Raw genomic sequence first — 18211 nt, 5'->3', positions numbered from 1 at the left:
TAGAATCTACCTCTCCCCTAACTTTAGATTAGGCCTTGCATTTATATCTAAATTTGATATTACGCCTTCTACGTAGTTAAAATAAGCCGCACTTCCTATCATCGCCGCATTGTCAGTGCACAGTATCGGAGAGGGGAATAAAATTTCAATTTCCTTTTTCTTTCCCTCTTTTTTAAGAATTTCTCTTAAATATGAATTAGATGCAACACCACCAGCTACTGCAATTTTCTTAACTCCTCTTCTTTCACAAGTTAAAAATAAATTAGTTTTTAGCACATCAACTATTGCCTTTTGAAATGATGCCGCAATATCAGCCTTATTTATTTCTATATCTTTCATTCTAGCCTTATTTAAATAATTCAATACAGCCGACTTAACTCCGCTAAAAGAAAAATCTAAAGTATCATCTTGAAACTTTGCTCTAGGAAAATCTATTGCATCTTCATTTCCCTCTTTCGCTAACTTATCAATTTTAGGTCCGCCAGGATATCCTAGTTCTAATGCCCTAGCCACCTTATCATATGCTTCCCCGGCTGCATCATCTCTTGTTTGACCTATTACCTCAAAATCTCTATATCCCTTTACATGCACAATAAATGTGTGCCCCCCGGAAACAACTAAAGAAACAAACGGAGGTTCTAAATCCTTATGTTCAATAAAATTTGCACTAATATGACCCTGGATATGATTAACGCCAATTAGTGGTTTTTGTGACCCTAGTGCTAATCCCTTTGCATACTGAAGACCAACTAATAGTGCTCCAACAAGACCTGGACCATAGGTAACTCCTATTGCATCAATATCACCTAATGTTACTTCCGCCTCTTCAAGAGCTGCCTTTACTACACTATCTATTACTTCAATATGCATTCTTGATGCAACTTCTGGTACTACACCACCAAATTTTTTATGTGTTTCTATCTGTGATGCAATTACATTGGATAAAACTTCCCTGCCATTTACTACAACAGCAGCTGATGTTTCATCACAACTTGACTCTATAGCTAAAATTATTTTATTATCCATTTTTAATACCTCTTTTTATAATAAATCAATTAATTGTCGACTCATTTCTAATTTCATCATAATCTAAATTCTTGCCCGGCTTATATAATAAGGAAAGTAAATGTACCTTTATTCACAATAGGCAAATACCTATTAGCCTAGTACTACCTATCCCCGAACCAAATGTTCATATAGTAAGTTTTACTAAGCTGCCAAAATGTAAATATCATATACAATAGTTATTTTTCTTTCGCCTAAATCTATTGTATCTTATATTCAATATGAATTCATGTATTCATTATATCGTTTAATATATTCTTAATAATTAATGAAATATTTTACAAAATGAAATTTTATTACACTTTCTTTATTAATAGCCACTAAAATATTATACTTTATATATATAATATTATCAAAGCCGAATTTATTAAGGCCGATATATTTTTTTGATTATGCCTAAGCTCAAGGCAATTCTTATTATATTCCAAATTACCTAAATTTGCTATATGGATAAATAAATCAAATTATTGCACTGAATATCTATCTGTTGTTTATCTGTATAAAAATTATATATAATGTATATTAAATGGAGCAATCTAATATTATCTAAGGAGCGTTAAAATGTCTAACTATGCTAAAGTAATAATTAACGGATCACCTATTACAAAATCGAACTTTAAATTACATAATATAAATGGCCGCGCTATTCTGCCTCATAGCTCTGGTAAATATCATGATAGATATGCATTATATGAGCAAGAAATTGCACTACTTGCTAGAAGTCAAAATCCAGATATTATTTTTTCTGAAAGCTTAATAGCTATCCTCAAAGTCTATTATAAAAGCGAAAAGCGCCATCCTGATACAATAAATATTACTAAAAGTATATTTGACGGTATAGAAAAAAGTGGATTGATCGTAAATGATGCTCAGATAACAAAAATATTTACTGAAGAATATTATGATAAAGAGAATCCAAGATTTGAACTGGAGTTATTTGCGCAAAGTCAATATGATATTAATTATTCAATTACAAAAAAGAGTACTCCTGTAGAAGCTAAAATATATTCTCCTATAAGGAAAAACTTAGCTTCAAAAAAACATGATTCTTATGAAATAAAAAGTAATTCGTTAGATAAATTTGAAAACAAACATAAAAAGCTTTTGCCTAAAACACTTTCGATATGCAGCATTTGCAATAAATCTATAACCTCCAATGATCATGTAAAGGCAGATAACGGAAAAACTTTAATATGCAAAAAATGTTTTAATAAGTTATTTTGATTATATATGGGAAAGGAATTAATTATGAGCAATAATTTGGATATTGTTTTTTTAGGAGACAGTTTAACCTTTGGATATGGAGTGAGTAAAGAAAAATCATGGGCATATAAGATTGCACAATCACTTTTCTTTTCTTCATTAAATAAAGCCCACAATGGTGAAACAACCACATCAATGCTTACTAGATATTATAATGATGTCTTAGTACATTTTCCTCTAAAAATTTTTATAATGGGAGGCACAAACGATCTTCTCCTTGGAAGGTCAGTTACATCAGTAATCAGTAATATAGAATTAATGATTAAGGATGGAATAAATATTAACTCTGAAGTAACTATAGGTATCCCCCCTAAAATAATTGGTAAAATGGCTAATGAACTTTTTTCGCCTTCGCACTTATATGCCTATGCTGAAAATAATTTGCTATTTTTAAAAGAAGAACTTATCAGTTTATGTAATAATTATAAAATATCATTCATTAATTTTTACGATTTAACTGAAGATAGAAATGATATATATTTAGATGGAATTCATCTAACTTCTTTGGGACACGAACTTATGTATAAACAAGCTCTTCTCCACTACTCTAATTCAAATAAATAAATTTTCGTTTACTAGAAATTCATTATATTAAGCGAGGAAATGGAGGGTATAAATTATATATTTTAACTACCTTCCATTCTAATGCATATATTTTTTTATATATTTCGCTGCTTCCATCCCACATTCGATTCCATCAATTCCTTTCATATGCAGTGCATTCTCCCCATATATAATATTTCCACATGCAAAAAACCCGTTAATTGATGTTTTAAATTCTGACACTTCTGGCCCAAAAGTCTCACTATCCATATTAATATCTAATCTTTTAATTATCGAAGTTTCAGGAATAAAACCTACTGATAGTAATAAAGAGTCGCATTCTTTTTCTTCTACTGCTTCATTAATTAAATTCATAATCTTCACTTTTTCAATTCTATTATTTCCTGCAATCTCAATTACCCTAGAATTTTCAACTATAGGAATATCAAAACCGTTAATAATATCTAAAATTTCACTATCTTCAATTTCTTTAAATTCCTTATCTAATACTATACCTTCCACGCTTCCTCCTTCTATTATCAGTCTTCTTGCAACTAAAAATCCCCATTTATCTTTAGCTATAATAATAGTTTTTCTTCCAGGCAAATATCCCTCTAAATTAACTATTCTATGAGCTTCGCCCACAGTAAATATTCCTGTAAGTCCATTTGTCGGTATAACAACATTTCCTGAATACTTTTCTTTTGCCCCCATAGCTAAAACTATTGCTTTTGCAGTAATATCCTTAATACCATCTTCTGAGTTAACATAAGTAACTTTCCTTTCTTTGCTAACATCTAATACAGTAGTATTTAGCAATATTTCTATACCAAGTTCGTTCAATTGTCTTTCTACATAATCTATATATTCAGGGCCAGTAACTGTTTCTCCCAAAAACTTTTCCCCAAAGCTATTATGAATACATTGATTAATTATTCCTCCAACATTACATTCTCTCTCTATAATAAGTATTTTTTCTATACCTTCCTTTGCCGCTCCAATTGCTGCTGTCATCCCAGCTATTCCTGCTCCAATAACAATCAAATCATAATTTGGCATTTTTTGTACCTCCATAAAATAAATCCTATAACTTTATCAATTTTTTTGCTTTTTTCATAGCAACAACCATATCGTACATACTTGCAATTTCCCCAAATGTTATTTCTCCTGTTAAATTATAATAATCTAATGATGTATCGTTAATCAAAAGTTTTACACCCTTTTTGTACAACATCTTTATATCTTCAATAGCTTTGGAGTCTTTGCTAAATAATTTAACACCTGAATTTAAGAATAAAATTTCTTTTGGCAGCTTATCATACTCATTTAGTGCTTCAAAATACTCGTTTATTAGAGTTATTCCCAATTCATCTTCTCCATCTCCCAATTTTTCCCTTGTAACTAAAATAGAAAATATCTCACCCTCATCTTCTACTTCTAGACAGCCTCTTTTTTCTATTTTAATTGCAAACCTATTCTCCTCATCTTCCTCATCAACTTGATATCCTTTATGAGCTGCATACCTTAAAACATTTGAACGCCCAAGTTCACTGTTTACTATTACAACTGCTTCGCCCTCACCAATCGAATTAAAATACTTTTTAATTTCTCTTATAATTTTTAAATAAGACAATCCTCTGCAATCTATTTCTTTCATAATTATAGCCCCCTAACAATATTTCAATATATTATTAATATATCAGATTTGACAATAAATTTCTCAAATATAGATTGATTAATTTTACAACTTGATTAAATTATTATACTTACATTTATTATATAAACTTTCCTATATTATAGTATACCATTCTAAATTCATGTATATGAAAAAAAAATAATAGCCCAAAGATGCGCTAAAAAGTTCCTATTTGCAGCATAGCTACTTTTTTATATGTGCATATTCCATTAATTTATATTTGTTTAATTTATAAATTTATGTATACTATATAATGTAGTGATTTATCGAATTGAGGTGACATAATGAGTTCTTTTAACTCTAGTATTAATAATTTTTTAAGACGTAATTTAAATAAAGATACAATTATAAGAATAATATTCTTTTTAATTCCTGTAATTTCTATAATATTAAAAGGTATAATGTTTCAAGGTTTTGTGATTAATAAGAATCCATATTCTCTTGATTTTTCTGCTGGATATCAATCTGCAGATCCTTTCTTGAATTATTACATAGCTTTTGCTGTAGCGTTCATAAGCTTCTCTCTTTTATTTCGAGGAATAGGCAGAGTCGTTTATACCATAGTAATCGATTTACTTTTAACTTTTTTAATATTAATAGACGTTTGGTATTTTAGGGGCTTTTTAACTGTGCCCTCTGCATTGATATTAACACAAACAGCTAATTTAGATAATATGTCTGGAAGTATACTATCTATGACAAGTAATTTAGATTTTATATTCCTATTTGATTTTATAATATTAGCCATATATGTGTATATATCAAGGAAATCATTTAGCAACAAACATAAGCGTTCCATTAAAACTTTTTTATGTACTTTTATCCTATCAATATTATATATAATTTATGTACCTATTAGTATAAATGTATTTAATAATAAAGATGTTCCAAACGCTTATTTATTTAGTAACTATGATAAGTCAAATACTGCTAGATATTTTTCTCCTATTGGATACCATATTATTGATTGTTATACAGTTTACCGAGATTCTCAGCCATATAAATTAACTAATCAGGATAAGGCTGATATTAAAGAATTATTTGAAACTAAAAAAGAAGATTTGCCTAATAATGAATACTTCGGCATGGCGAAAGGCAAAAATTTAATATATATACAAGTTGAATCCCTAGAAAATTTCGTTATTGGTAAAAAAATTAATGGTAAAGAGATTACTCCTAATTTAAATAAGTTAGTTCAAAGTTCATTATATTTTCCAAATACTTTTGAGCAAGTTAACGAAGGGACAAGCTCTGATGCCGATTTAATGGTTAACACTTCTATGCTGCCATTAAGACAAGGAAGTACCTTCTTCAGATATCCTAATACTAATTATAATTCTATGCCTAATATTCTAGAGACTCAAGGATATAATACTTATGCAATTCACCCTGATAAGGGTTCATTCTGGAATTATAAAAACGGATTACTCGGCATTGGTTTTGATAACTTTTCTGATTATTATTCATTTAATGTCGATGAAGTAATAGGTCTTGGAATTAGTGATAAAAGATACTTTGAACAAGTGATTCCTATGCTAAAAAAACAAAAGCAGCCATTTTATACTGAAACTGTAACTTTAACAAGCCATGGACCTTTTGATATTCCTGAAAAATATAGAGAACTAGGACTCGATCCTGAATTAAACGAAAGCAAACTTGGGGGATATTTTGAAAGTCTTCATTATACTGATAAACAAATAGGATATTTCATTGATCAATTAGATAAAGAAGGTTTACTTAAAAATAGTATTATTGCCATTATGGGTGATCACACCGGAATCCATAAATATTACGATGATACTATTGGACAATTATCTCATAAAGAAGATTGGTTTTTAAATACAGGAAATCCTACTGTTCCATTTATTATTTATGATCCATCTAAAAAACAAGGAAAAACATTTGATGAAATGTATAATGGACAAATTGATGTTATGCCAACACTTCTTTATCTGCTTGGAGTAGACAAAGATAAGTATGAAAATACCGCTTTAGGTAGAAACCTATTGAATACAAATAAATCTTTTGCTGTAATAACTAATGGTACACTTAAAGGTGGAGAAAATCTTACTGATAAAGAAAAAGAAGTTTATAAAAAATCATTAGATATTTCAGATAAAATGATACGTGCAAACTACGCACATAATGTTAATTAGACATAAATTTAGAATATAGCCCTGCGAAATATGAGTCATTCTTTTATTCCAGTTTCTAAGGAAACATTCCACAAAAGAATGACTTATATTTCTAGTTGGGCTATATTTGAAAGTAAAAATCAAATTTATTTCTAAACATAAGCAAATGTTAAAAGCTGTTTACCTATAATAAGAGTGAATCATTTCTTTCTAAAACTCATGTTCAAAACATCTTCTGTTATAAAAATTTTATCTTCTGTAACCTCAATATCATATGCCTTTATAATTTCCTCTTCATAATTTTTCATTAGTTTATAATAATTATCACTAACTACTCTTGGGAATCTTACTTTACTAATGAATATATTTTCTAATTCAAAACCATACTTATTAAGTAATTCTATATATTCTTCCTTGGTATAAAACTTAACATGTCCATCATCTCTAAGCTGCATATATTTATCTACAAATCTTTTATTGTCTATTTTATTAGGAGTTGGGTCTGATATATATATTTGTCCACCTTCCCCTACAATTCTTTGAAGCTGCTTTATCGTCTCCTCAATGTTAGGAAAATGATGTAGGGCATATCTTGTGACAATTGCATCAAATGTATTATTTTCATAAGGAATTGTTATTCCATCGTAACTACTAAATATTAAGTTATTAATTCCTTTTTCCCTTACTACTTCATTATTTCTTCTTATAGTATTCTCTACTATATCTAGTCCGACTACTTCAATTTCTTTATATTTCAATGCTAACGGAAATGCTACATATCCACTGCCAGTTCCCAAATCTAAAATTCTACTATTAGGTTTTGTGTCAATCTTGGCTAATATCCCTTCTAAATGTTTATCATCTGAAATAATATCAATATATCCCTCTGTGAAAAAGTCTTTATCAAATTGCTTTTTTGCTTTTGCAATTATCTCCGCTTTCTTATATTCATTCATATTTAATTCTCTCCCCAATAATATAATTTAAATATTTTAACTATTTTTAACTAATACCATTTTATTCCTTGTGAAGAATGAACTCAATAATAAAAATAGAATTGATAATGCTAATATTCCAACTACTATAGGTAAAATTGATATGAATCCCTTTCCTGCCTGCAATTTCTCTACAGCCATGAAGATCCATCTTGGAGGAAGAGCATCCCCTACCCTCTGCAAACTCTTGCTCATCATTTCGTAATCCCAGAAAGCACCGCTTAACATAAATACAGGTACGGTTAACGCTGTATTTATAAGAGAAAATACTGATTTATTCTTTACTATAGACGCTATCATTATACTAAAAGTAACGGCTAATAAGGACATTAGTAGTGCGAGAAATAATAGTAATATTGTATTACCAAAGCCAAACTCATAGTTAAATATTTTACATGCTACATAATATTCTACTGATGGTATGGCTGTAAAAAGGAAGAATACAACGCATTGGCTAGCATAATATTGTCTTTCGCTAATCTTTCCCATAAGGATTCTTTCTTTTGTACCTTCTCTTTCATCTTCTAGTAGAAATCCACAACTTCCTGCTGCTGTAACAAACAATAAATAGAATATTACACCCAATGATGACAATATACTTGGCTTTATATCTTTTTTATTTAGAACTTCATATTCTGGTCTTGAATCCCTAAATGTTTTTATAACTGCATCTATGCCTTCAGCTTTTATATCAATATTATTTGATATCTTAGCTAATGCAGATACTTCACTCTCCAAAAAACTTTTTATAACTGCCTGAGTATCATTATTTGAGATTGTTTTATAAGTAATCTCACTCTTTTCACCTCTTATAATATTATCCGTAAAATTCCTATCTATTTTAATTGTCATCTCATATTTATGATAAACTAAATCCTGTATATAATTATCGCTTTCAAGTTCTACTTTAGTTACTCCATCAAGCTTTGATAATCTATCTTCTACTTCTTTACCAAATGCCCCGCTATCTTCATTTATTACTGCAACTTTTACAGTTGAACTGCCACTTTCTATTCCCGCAAACGCAAATATTAATATAATCGGAAGAATAAATGTTACGACTAAAAAAGTTTTCCTCTTGAGTAAAATTTTTGCCACATTTATTATTATTCTAATCATTTGCAAGGCCTCCTTTATTTCTTAAAACTCCAAAATATACAAACATACATAAGGCTGATAGGCCTAAAGGCATTCCCAGTGCAATGAGATAAGCATTAGATTCTATCCCACATAATAAACTACCTATTGCTGTATTAATCCAATAAATTGGACTGATACACAATAACTTACTTACTGGTCCCATTCCAACCATTACACTGAGCGGAGTATAGGCTCCACCTAAAAAACATATGACTACTATTGAAACTTGTATTATACCTGTCACCATCGTATCATTTTTTGCTATGATTCCGATAAGGGCTCCTACTACAGAAACAAAAATTCCAAGCGCAAAGAATATACTCATAAACTTAAGTGTATTTTCTCCCCAATTTACACCTAGTACATAGGTAGAATAAATATACACTAATATAGTCTGCAATATAGATATTATAATTCCAACAATAATTTTTGCTCCTATTAAAGAACTTTCAGTCATTTTTGATAATCTAATTCTATTGATGGTTGTAAGCTGTTTTTCTTTGTATGCAGATTCTGCTACTATTCCTGCAATATATAAAATAATCAGAGCTAATTCTGCGAAGGTATAATATTCAGATGAAGTAATATCCCGAGCTTTACCAACATCTTCTTTAACAACATATTCATTATATTTATTCTGAACTAAATTTGAGAAAGCCTTTGGATTATATTCATTTATAGTATCAAATGCTGCATATTCATTAAGAATTGATTCAAATATACCTCTAAATATTTTGGTTTTGATTCTTTCTCCATTCTTAGAGGAATATAATTTAAAGCCACTATCATTTACTTCAATATGAACTAAGGCATTATACTTATCCACTTCATCCTTAACAATATTTAAAGATGAAGTTTCTTCAAATTTAATATTAACAGCCTCTTCTACACCTTTCTTAAATTCTAGAAATCCATGTTCATACTTTGTATCACCATTAATTGTGTAATACACCTTTGAATATTCATTTCCTGAACCAAATATATCTCCTGAAGTCATTAAATTTTTAAGACCGACGCTTAAAGTAGTAATTAGAATTATTGGGAATAGAAACATAAATATTAAGTTTCTCTTCGTTCCTAACATCTGCTTATATTCTTTTTTTAACATTGATAAAAACATATTAATCCCCCCATTACTCTCTAAGCTTTTTGCCTGTTAACGCTAAGAACACTGCTTCAAGACTAGGTTCTTCATTTACAATATTCTTTATATCTCCACCATTATCTGAAATAACCGTTACTAAGTTTGATATTAAATTGCTGCTTTTAAGCGTAGTAATCCTATATTCGTTATCTGCAAAAACTACTTTTTCAACTCCTGTAACTTCTTGAAGAATATTCTCTAAACCATTAATCTTCTTGGTTACAGTTATATCTAATGTATTCTTATCCCCTATTAAATTCTTAAGCTCATCACTTGTACCCTCAGCAATGATGTGACCCTTATCAATAATAGCTATTCTGTCACAAATGTCATCAACTTCCTGCATATAATGGGAAGTATATATTATTGTAGCACCTTCTTCTCTAAGCTTTAAAACTGACTCTAGAATATGATTTCTAGATTGTGGATCTATGCCAACCGTAGGCTCATCCATTATTATCAGTTTAGGAGAATGAGCTATAGCACACCCAATATTAAGCCTCCGTTTCATACCTCCTGAAAATTCTGAAGCCTTCTTATTTCTCACATCTGTAAGCCCAACAAATTCTAAAGTTTTAGCGGTTCTATACTTAAGGTCTTGTCCTTTAAACCCATATAAGGAGCAAAAGAAACTAATGTTTTCTTCAGCAGTTAAATCCCAATATAATGCAAAATCCTGAGGTACTATTCCAATGTTTTCTTTCCACTTTCTTATCTTATTAGTTTCTTCCTCATAAAGAACCTCTCCTGAAGTCTTTTTAATCAATCCACATATCATGCCAATTGTAGTGCTTTTGCCTGCTCCATTTGGTCCGAGTATTCCATAAATTTGACCTTTTTCGATTTTCAAGTCTATTCCATCAACAGCTACGTGATTCCCGTAATCCTTATAAAGCTTTCTTATTTCTAACATTCTCATTTATAATTACCTCCAAACTATAACAAATATACATTTAAAAACAATAGTTAAATTTCTTATCTATTCCTTAACTTCCATAATATAAGTATATAAAAAAAGGCAAATTTTCAATAGTTAGAAAACTCACCTTTTATATATTACATTTGTCATACTTTAATTATAGAGTTAACTCATCCCTTTAAATATATCTCAATTAGGAATAAGCAACATACTTTTGTGGAATATTTCATTAGAAATTTTGATAGATGTGATTCTTAGAAACTGGAACAATCATATATTACTTATTTCGGGGAGTTATATTTACAGATTACCTTTTAAATAATTAACAGCTAATGCTGTTCTATGTTCTAGTCCAGTTTTATCTAGTATTGTTGTAATATAATTTCTTATTGTACCTTCGGAAATAAATAACTTATTACTAATTTCCTTATTACTTAGGCCTTCGCTAATAGCTTTTATGATTTCTATTTCTCTATCAGTAAAATCATATTTCTTTATTTCTGGTTCCATTTCTTTTCCATGAAGCTTGTCTAGTATATTTTCATTCATTACAATTGTATTATTGTAAACTGAAACTATTGAATTTACTATTTGTTCTGGAGAATTATTCTTTAATATGTATCCTTTTGCCCCATATAAGAGAGCTTCATTAATATAATCCTCCTCATCAAAGGTTGTTAAAACTAAGCATTTTGTTTTTGTTTTTTTTACAATTTCACGAACCGCCTCGACTCCATTAACTACAGGCATTCTTATATCAATTAAAGCTACATCAATTTCATTTTCTAAACAAAAGTTAATGCATTCCCTTCCATTACTTGCTTCTCCAATTACCTCAATGTCACCTTTAATAGGCAGTATTATTTTTAAGCTTTCTCTAATCAAGCTATCATCATCACATATTAATATTTTAATGCTCATTTTAGCTCCTCCAAATTAAAAATCATATTAATAATAAAACCATTATCATTACAATATTCTACTCTTCCTCCCAGGCCTTGAACTCTCTCCTCAATGCCTCTAAGGCCCAACCCTTTATTAAGATTCTTGTATCCATTTCCATTATCTCTAAATTCTATTCTGGTTATTTTGTTATATACAAAAATTGAGAGATTAATTACGCTTGCCATGGAATACTTTGCTGCATTAGTTAAAGCCTCATTAATATTTTCTTCTAATACCATCCAAAGCCTTAATGTGATTTTATTTATATTTCCCTCTATATTTAAGGTTGTCTTTATACCTGTACTATATTCAAATTTTAATAATTGCTCTTTTACATTTTCAACTCCAATAACTCTATCCCTAGGTTTGACATTTCTTAGAATATGCCGTATTTCATCCATTCCTTCCCTAAGGTTTTCCATTGCCGTAAGTAGATATTTATTAGCAAGTTCATTATTCTTTCCTAGTGCCTCTTTAGTTACCTCTAGCTGCATAAGGGAACTTGTAATCCTATGCCCTAAATGATCATGAAGCTTTTGAGCCATAAAGTTTCTCTCTTTTAAACTTATTACTACATTATTCTGTTCAATATATCTTTCTAGATTTCTTACTTTATGCTCCATTAAGTGGCTTTCATATCTTTGTCCCCTATTAAATTCCTTGATCTCTAATTCATTTTCGCGTTGCTTCTTTAATTCGTATAAATATAAGTTAGCAATTATAATGTAAATGCACATATAAAGAAAATTTTCTCTATAAAAATAACTTGCAATACATAAACTAATTAAAATGCTAGTTAACATAGATGCCTTATTTTTGATAATCTTAAAAATAACTATAGGCAATAAAAAAATAATTTCATTAAAGCCTAAGCTCTCAAACACTAAAATACTTATAATTTGAAGAAAATTTATTTTTTTCTCATTAATCTTTAAGAAATGATCTAATAGTTCCAGAATAGAAATTCCAATGATACACGTTATTCTTATGATAATATCAACATCTTGGTATCCTAAAAGTATTGAATTCAACACACAAAATACCGACATCATAATTATTAGCATTGATATATTCTTTTTCATCGTTAATTCCTCTTATCTAAAAGTATTTTTATTTTCTCTTTATCTTTTTTATTTCTTCTTTTAGTCTATCAAGGGAATACTGATGTTTTAATGATTTTATATTTGGAAATGCCCTTATGATACGCTTGTTTACAGATCTGTTTTTTAATATCACATTTTCTAACTTAACTTTTAATTTACTAATTTGTTCTTTGGCATAAATTATTTTTTCACTTTCTTGCTCTATTAGCCCATCGAATCTACTTAAATTCTGTTGCAAAATACTTTTATAATTTTCACTTTTTTCCTTAATTTCTTCAATCAATATACTCATTTCTTCTAATTTCCCACCTAATTGCAAAACCTTATAGGTTGTAATTATTATATCCATTAAAAAATACATTATTAATATATTGCATGTCCATATAATAATATTTAATGGTGATTCTCTAACAATTTCGGCTATAATTGGATTTATTATTTTAACTGCAATTATTGATAACATTCCAAATAGTATCGAATTTAATAGACACACTCTACCTTTTATATTAAACCTATTATTTGCATAATCCCACCACTTAAGATCAAACATGGTCTCCAATAATGATCCTGTAACATATTCTAATACACTTGTAAAAATCATTGCACTTAGGTATAAAACAATAATATTCTTTGAAAATGGGGTTAATAATATAGTTACAATAAGTGCGCCTGCACCATAAATTGGGCAAAATGGTCCTTTAAGAAATCCCCTGTTTACAAACTCTCTATCTATAATGGAGCAGTAAATAGTTTCACATATCCATCCTAAAAAGCTATAGATTATAAAATAAAAAAGATAAATATAGATTGTATTCATAACACTTCAACCTACCTTAGCACAACTTATTGATTAATGATGAATAATGAATGATTGAGGTCGAAGTTCACAGAGAAAGTTCTGCTAGACAAATTTAATATTTGAAGCATTACTTTTTATTGTGTAATTTTTTTAATTTAGAATTGTTATCCTCATCATTCATTCTTCACTATTCATCATTCACCTAATTATTATTTCCCTGCTACTGAAAGTTCTTTTACAACAACAGAAGGACATCCTATGCTGCTCATAGGAAATTTCAAATCACTTCCTACTTCTTCGATATCTTTTAATAGTGTAAAGAAATTACCTGCTACAGTGATTTGCTCTACTGGAAAGCTCTTTTTTCCATTTTCAATCATAAAACCTTTAGCTGCTAAAGAAAAATCTCCTGTTACAGCACTAGCCCCTGAATGAAGTCCAGCAAAATCTGTAATTATTACACCATCTTTAACTTCGCTACAAAGCTCTTCGAAAGACTTTTCACCAGGATTTATATAAAAATTTGTCGGGCTAACTCCTATTGTTGATGCATATGAACCTTTGAATCCATTTCCTGTAGATTTAACTCCAGCTTTATATGCAGTTTTTAAGTTATATAATAATGTATTCAATTTTCCTTTAGATATTATCTCTTTTTTATAAGTTGCAACACCTTCATCGTCAAAAGAAGTAGTTCCAAGTCCATCTTGTAAATGAGGATCATCTATTAAGGTTACTTTATCTGATGCTATAATTTCACCTTCTTTTCCTTTCAATAAAGACAATCCCTTTTGAGCTTGCTCTGCATTAAATATTGAAGAGAATGTTCCAAGTAAGGATACCATTGCCTCATTATTAATTATTATCTTATACTTACCCGATGGAATACTCTTACCACCAATTTTAGCAAGTGCCTCTTCAAGACCTTGTCTTGCTAATTCACTTGGTTTAATATCTTCAACTTTTTTAGCTATAACATATCCTGATCCATCCTGCTTCTCTTTGTTTTCCTCTACTATAGGCACTACATATGCAGTTAAACTATTTCTTTCATTCTTTAAGTTTAGGCCTTTTGAATTAATAATTCCATAAGTGGATTTGCCATATCCTATTCCACAGCCATGAAAATTTACAACTTTATCACACTGCTTTTTGCATTCCTTTTCCATTTCTAAAGCAAGCGAAATAAGTTCATCCGGCTTCACATTCTCTAAATCTTTTTTATAGCAATCTAATTCTTTATATTCTTTATCACCTTCATAAATGAATTGAACATCATCATTCTCTATTGCAAGGGCCGCTTCTTTTGCGTTTGTGATAAGAGTACTTATTGCTTCTTCATCCAATATCTCTGTATAGGAATATCCCATCTTACCATCAATTTTCCCTCTAAATGAAAGTCCAAAGGCATTATTTAATTTATACTTTTCAACTTCACCTTCATAAATATTTAAATTTAGGCTTTCAGAATCAGAATAATATATTTCACATTCCTCAAATCCTGAATTCTTAGCTTCTTTAAATAATTCTTCTTTAAATAAGTTAAAATCCATATTCTATCTACCTCCAACTGTCATTTTCTTTACTCTAATCATAGGCTGACCTACATTTGTTGGTATACTTCCTGATGATGCTCCACACATTCCTTGAGCAACATCCAAATTGTTTCCAACCATATCTATATCCATAAGAACCTCGCTGCCTTTACCAATAAGACTTGCTCCCCTTACAGGTTCTTGAATCTCTCCATTTTTAACTAGATACCCTTCCTGAACAGCAAAGTTAAACTCACCAGTTACAGGATTAACAGACCCCCCACCTAACTTTTTAGCATATAAACCATCTTCTATAGATTTAATAATATCATCTGGATTATCATCTCCTGCTGCTATATAAGTATTAGTCATTCTTGAAGTTGGCTGAAACTTATAACTTTGCCTTCTTGAGCTGCCAGTTGCCTCCATATTCATACGTCTTCCATTTAATTTATCAATCATATATCCTTTTAAAATACCATTTTCAATTAGAATATTCTTTTGCGTCTTATTACCTTCATCATCTATATTTAATGAACCCCAAGCATTTGGTGCTGTTCCATCATCTATGGCTGTTACTTTAGTTGATGCTATTTGTTCCCCTAATTTGTTTGCAAAGACTGAATTTCCCTTAGATACTGCACTTGCCTCCAATGAATGACCACAAGCTTCATGAAATATAACTCCGCCAAATCCATTATCAATTGCTACAGCCATATTTCCAGCTGGGCAATTCTTAGCATGAAGCATTGTATGAGCTATTCTTGCTGCTTCCCTTCCATGATATTCAGGATCAACATCATCAAACATTTCAATTCCTTTGTGTCTTCCAGGCCCCTCAAACCCAGTTTGATTTTCATTCCCTTTTGATGCAATTGCACTTATTCCAAGCCTTGTTCTTATACGAGTATCTTGAACATATAATCCTTCTGTATTTGCAATTAACACATTCTGTTCTTTATCTGCATAGCTTGCAATAACTTGTGATATATCACTACTAAAATTCTTAGCTCCATTATAAGCACTTTTTAATATGGCTATTTTTTTATCATAAGCCACATACTTTGGATAATGTACTATTGGGTGTATTGTTTCTATATGTTTTTCATTTAAAATAATAGAATTTATTTTGTCCCCTCTAACTTCTCCTAATGCTAAAGCTGCTCTATATGCAGTTTCTAAAAGGCTATCAAGATTATTATTATTTGTGTATGCATACACACTATTCAATCCTTTAAAAATTCTTATTCCTATTCCGTAAATTCTTCCACCTATAGCATCGTCTACTTTACCATCAACTAATGATATTGAATTATTAATGCAATCCTCTTCAAATATCTCAGCAAAATCTCCTCCGGTTACCAGACACTTTGCTAATACTTCACTTGCAACACTTTTTGATAACATTGTATTCCTCCTTAAATTTAATAATTATCTTCTATAAAGGTAATTTTCACTAATAATATAATTATATACATTGATAATAACTTTCATATTTTAAAACAAGACAATATACAGATACTTTATTAGTAAATTATATATATTATTAGTTTAGCATTAATTATTTGTATTTCAATTATTATCATAAAATATTCCATACAAAGTGCATTTAGGCATTTAACAATTTTTTAATAATAAAAAAGACTATTTCAATTTTAGTTATAATATTAGCAAATACTAATTGCTACAATATAACTAAAATGAACATAGTCTTTTAATCTTATTACTTCATAATCTTAAATTCATAACCTTGGTCTTTTAAATATTTTATAATTCCAGGTAAAGCTTTGGCTGTTTCTTCTTTTCCATAAGTATCATGCATTAATATTACTGCCTTTTCTCGTCCCGTTACAGTTTTTATAAGTTCTTGTGTTAACTGTGCTGCATTCTTAGGACCGCCTTCTTCTGCATCTCCAGATAATGCATTCCAGTCAACCTGATGATAATCCTTATCATGTAGTGCTGCATCCATTTTCTCTACTCCTTTAGGATCCTTCTTCCCCCAAGTCATTTGTCCGCCTGGAAATCTCACAGCTCTTGTTGAAAAATCTTGACCTAAAACATCCTTCAAAATTTGATTTGTCTTCTCAAAATCAGACATACAATTCTCCAAATTAATTTTTCCATTTGGATATAAATAAGTATAATTGTGCGAATAAGTATGATTACCTATTGCGTTCCCGTCTGCTAATTCACGCTTTACTAAATTTTTAGTAGTATCACTTTCATTAATTGCTTTTCCTACAAGGAAAAAGGTTGCATGTACATTTTCAGACTTGAGAATATCCAATATCTGTGGAGTAACAGTCTCTGATGGTCCATCATCAAAAGTTAAATACACAACTTTTTTACCATCAGCGCCATCAGGTTTTTTATTCTTCATTTGCTGATTCAAATAATTTTCTACAAAAGCAACATCTTCTACTTCAGAAGAACTTTCCTTAGATAGATCCTTACTTGGTACTTCACTTTTAACCTCGCTGCCATTTGAATCCTGATTTTTATCTTGATTTGCATTGTTATCAAGTGCTTGTACAGATTGTTTGCTAGCCGAAAACTTTTGAGCTATAATAGCACTTCCCATAACTACAATTATCGCAACTACGATGAATAAAACAGTAACTCTTGCTCTTTTTATATTTTTAATTTTATTTTGTTTACGCCTATTGCTATGTCTCATTTTTATAATACCTCAATATCTAAATTCAATAAATTTTACTATAGTTTGCTACTTATTCTCTTTGATAAATCAATTTTAAAAAATACTTTTCCATGGAACTGGCATCTATATATAGTATAAGGTTTTAGCAGGTTTTATACAATAAAAAAAAGCCGATTTCTCGACTGAAAATTTTTCCTTTTTACAAGTTTTTCATAAAAAAATGGCTCCGCGAAGAGGACTCGAACCTCCAACCTATCGGTTAACAGC

The 18211-nt window shown here is 29.7% G+C and carries 16 protein-coding genes; 3 read left to right on the top strand and 13 right to left on the bottom strand.

The window, feature by feature from the left end:
• Window positions 1-6 precede the first annotated feature (6 nt).
• A complete protein-coding gene (tsaD, locus tag COL3_RS09365) occupies window positions 7-1026 on the bottom strand; it encodes a tRNA (adenosine(37)-N6)-threonylcarbamoyltransferase complex transferase subunit TsaD (protein ID WP_008428921.1) in 1020 nt (339 codons plus the stop codon).
• 600 nt (window positions 1027-1626) lie between these two features.
• Between tsaD and COL3_RS09360 the strand changes: the two genes are divergently transcribed.
• Complete coding sequence (locus COL3_RS09360; RefSeq protein ID WP_008428922.1) at window positions 1627-2289, top strand: RusA family crossover junction endodeoxyribonuclease; 663 nt, start codon at window positions 1627-1629, stop codon at window positions 2287-2289.
• A gap of 24 nt (window positions 2290-2313) precedes the next feature.
• On the top strand, window positions 2314-2892 hold the full coding sequence (locus COL3_RS09355; RefSeq protein ID WP_008428924.1) for a GDSL-type esterase/lipase family protein: 579 nt from the start codon (window positions 2314-2316) through the stop codon (window positions 2890-2892).
• Window positions 2893-2970: 78 nt separating this feature from the next.
• Here the strand turns inward: COL3_RS09355 and COL3_RS09350 are convergent, their stop codons facing one another.
• Window positions 2971-3930, bottom strand: a complete 960-nt coding sequence (locus COL3_RS09350) for an NAD(P)/FAD-dependent oxidoreductase (protein ID WP_008428927.1) — start codon at window positions 3928-3930, stop codon at window positions 2971-2973.
• A 25-nt stretch (window positions 3931-3955) separates the two neighbouring features.
• A complete protein-coding gene (gene yedF, locus COL3_RS09345; RefSeq protein WP_008428929.1) occupies window positions 3956-4528 on the bottom strand; it encodes a sulfurtransferase-like selenium metabolism protein YedF in 573 nt (190 codons plus the stop codon).
• Window positions 4529-4851: 323 nt separating this feature from the next.
• Here yedF and COL3_RS09340 point away from each other — a divergent pair, with 323 nt between their 5' ends.
• A complete protein-coding gene (locus COL3_RS09340) occupies window positions 4852-6723 on the top strand; it encodes an LTA synthase family protein (RefSeq protein ID WP_008428932.1) in 1872 nt (623 codons plus the stop codon).
• A 179-nt stretch (window positions 6724-6902) separates the two neighbouring features.
• Here COL3_RS09340 and COL3_RS09335 read toward each other — a convergent pair whose 3' ends face one another.
• From COL3_RS09335 to COL3_RS09290, 10 genes are all read right to left on the bottom strand, one after another.
• On the bottom strand, window positions 6903-7658 hold the full coding sequence (locus COL3_RS09335) for a class I SAM-dependent methyltransferase (RefSeq protein WP_008428934.1): 756 nt from the start codon (window positions 7656-7658) through the stop codon (window positions 6903-6905).
• Between the two features lie 36 nt (window positions 7659-7694).
• Window positions 7695-8816, bottom strand: coding sequence for an ABC transporter permease (locus COL3_RS09330; RefSeq protein ID WP_008428936.1), 1122 nt, complete (start codon window positions 8814-8816; stop codon window positions 7695-7697).
• Window positions 8809-9957 carry an ABC transporter permease gene (locus tag COL3_RS09325; protein ID WP_008428938.1) on the bottom strand — a complete coding sequence of 383 codons (1149 nt, stop codon included), beginning with the start codon at window positions 9955-9957 and terminating at the stop codon, window positions 8809-8811. Before COL3_RS09325 ends, COL3_RS09330 begins: the two co-directional genes overlap by 8 nt.
• A gap of 13 nt (window positions 9958-9970) precedes the next feature.
• Window positions 9971-10900: an ABC transporter ATP-binding protein gene (locus COL3_RS09320; protein WP_008428940.1), complete on the bottom strand. Its 930-nt coding sequence runs from the start codon at window positions 10898-10900 to the stop codon at window positions 9971-9973.
• Window positions 10901-11200: 300 nt separating this feature from the next.
• Window positions 11201-11821, bottom strand: a complete 621-nt coding sequence (locus COL3_RS09315; protein ID WP_008428942.1) for a response regulator transcription factor — start codon at window positions 11819-11821, stop codon at window positions 11201-11203.
• Window positions 11818-12927, bottom strand: coding sequence for a histidine kinase (locus COL3_RS09310; RefSeq protein ID WP_008428943.1), 1110 nt, complete (start codon window positions 12925-12927; stop codon window positions 11818-11820). The genes COL3_RS09315 and COL3_RS09310 overlap by 4 nt, the downstream gene beginning before the upstream one ends.
• A gap of 28 nt (window positions 12928-12955) precedes the next feature.
• Entirely contained in the window at window positions 12956-13765 is an 810-nt protein-coding gene (locus tag COL3_RS09305) for a putative ABC transporter permease (protein ID WP_008428944.1), read from the bottom strand.
• 191 nt (window positions 13766-13956) lie between these two features.
• A complete protein-coding gene (locus COL3_RS09300) occupies window positions 13957-15300 on the bottom strand; it encodes a TldD/PmbA family protein (RefSeq protein WP_008428945.1) in 1344 nt (447 codons plus the stop codon).
• Window positions 15301-15303: 3 nt separating this feature from the next.
• A complete protein-coding gene (locus COL3_RS09295) occupies window positions 15304-16689 on the bottom strand; it encodes a TldD/PmbA family protein (RefSeq protein ID WP_008428946.1) in 1386 nt (461 codons plus the stop codon).
• A gap of 316 nt (window positions 16690-17005) precedes the next feature.
• The gene (locus tag COL3_RS09290) at window positions 17006-17962 is read right to left on the bottom strand and encodes a polysaccharide deacetylase family protein (protein ID WP_008428947.1); all 957 of its coding nucleotides are present in this window, start codon (window positions 17960-17962) and stop codon (window positions 17006-17008) included.
• Between the last annotated feature and the right edge of the window lie 249 nt (window positions 17963-18211).

Origin of the sequence: Clostridium sp. LS (assembly GCF_002760435.1) — a bacterium.
Classification (GTDB): Bacteria; Bacillota; Clostridia; order Clostridiales; family Clostridiaceae; genus Clostridium.
The sequence above is the reverse complement of the archived record's forward strand: the minus strand, read 5'-3'. Positions and strand labels throughout refer to the sequence as shown.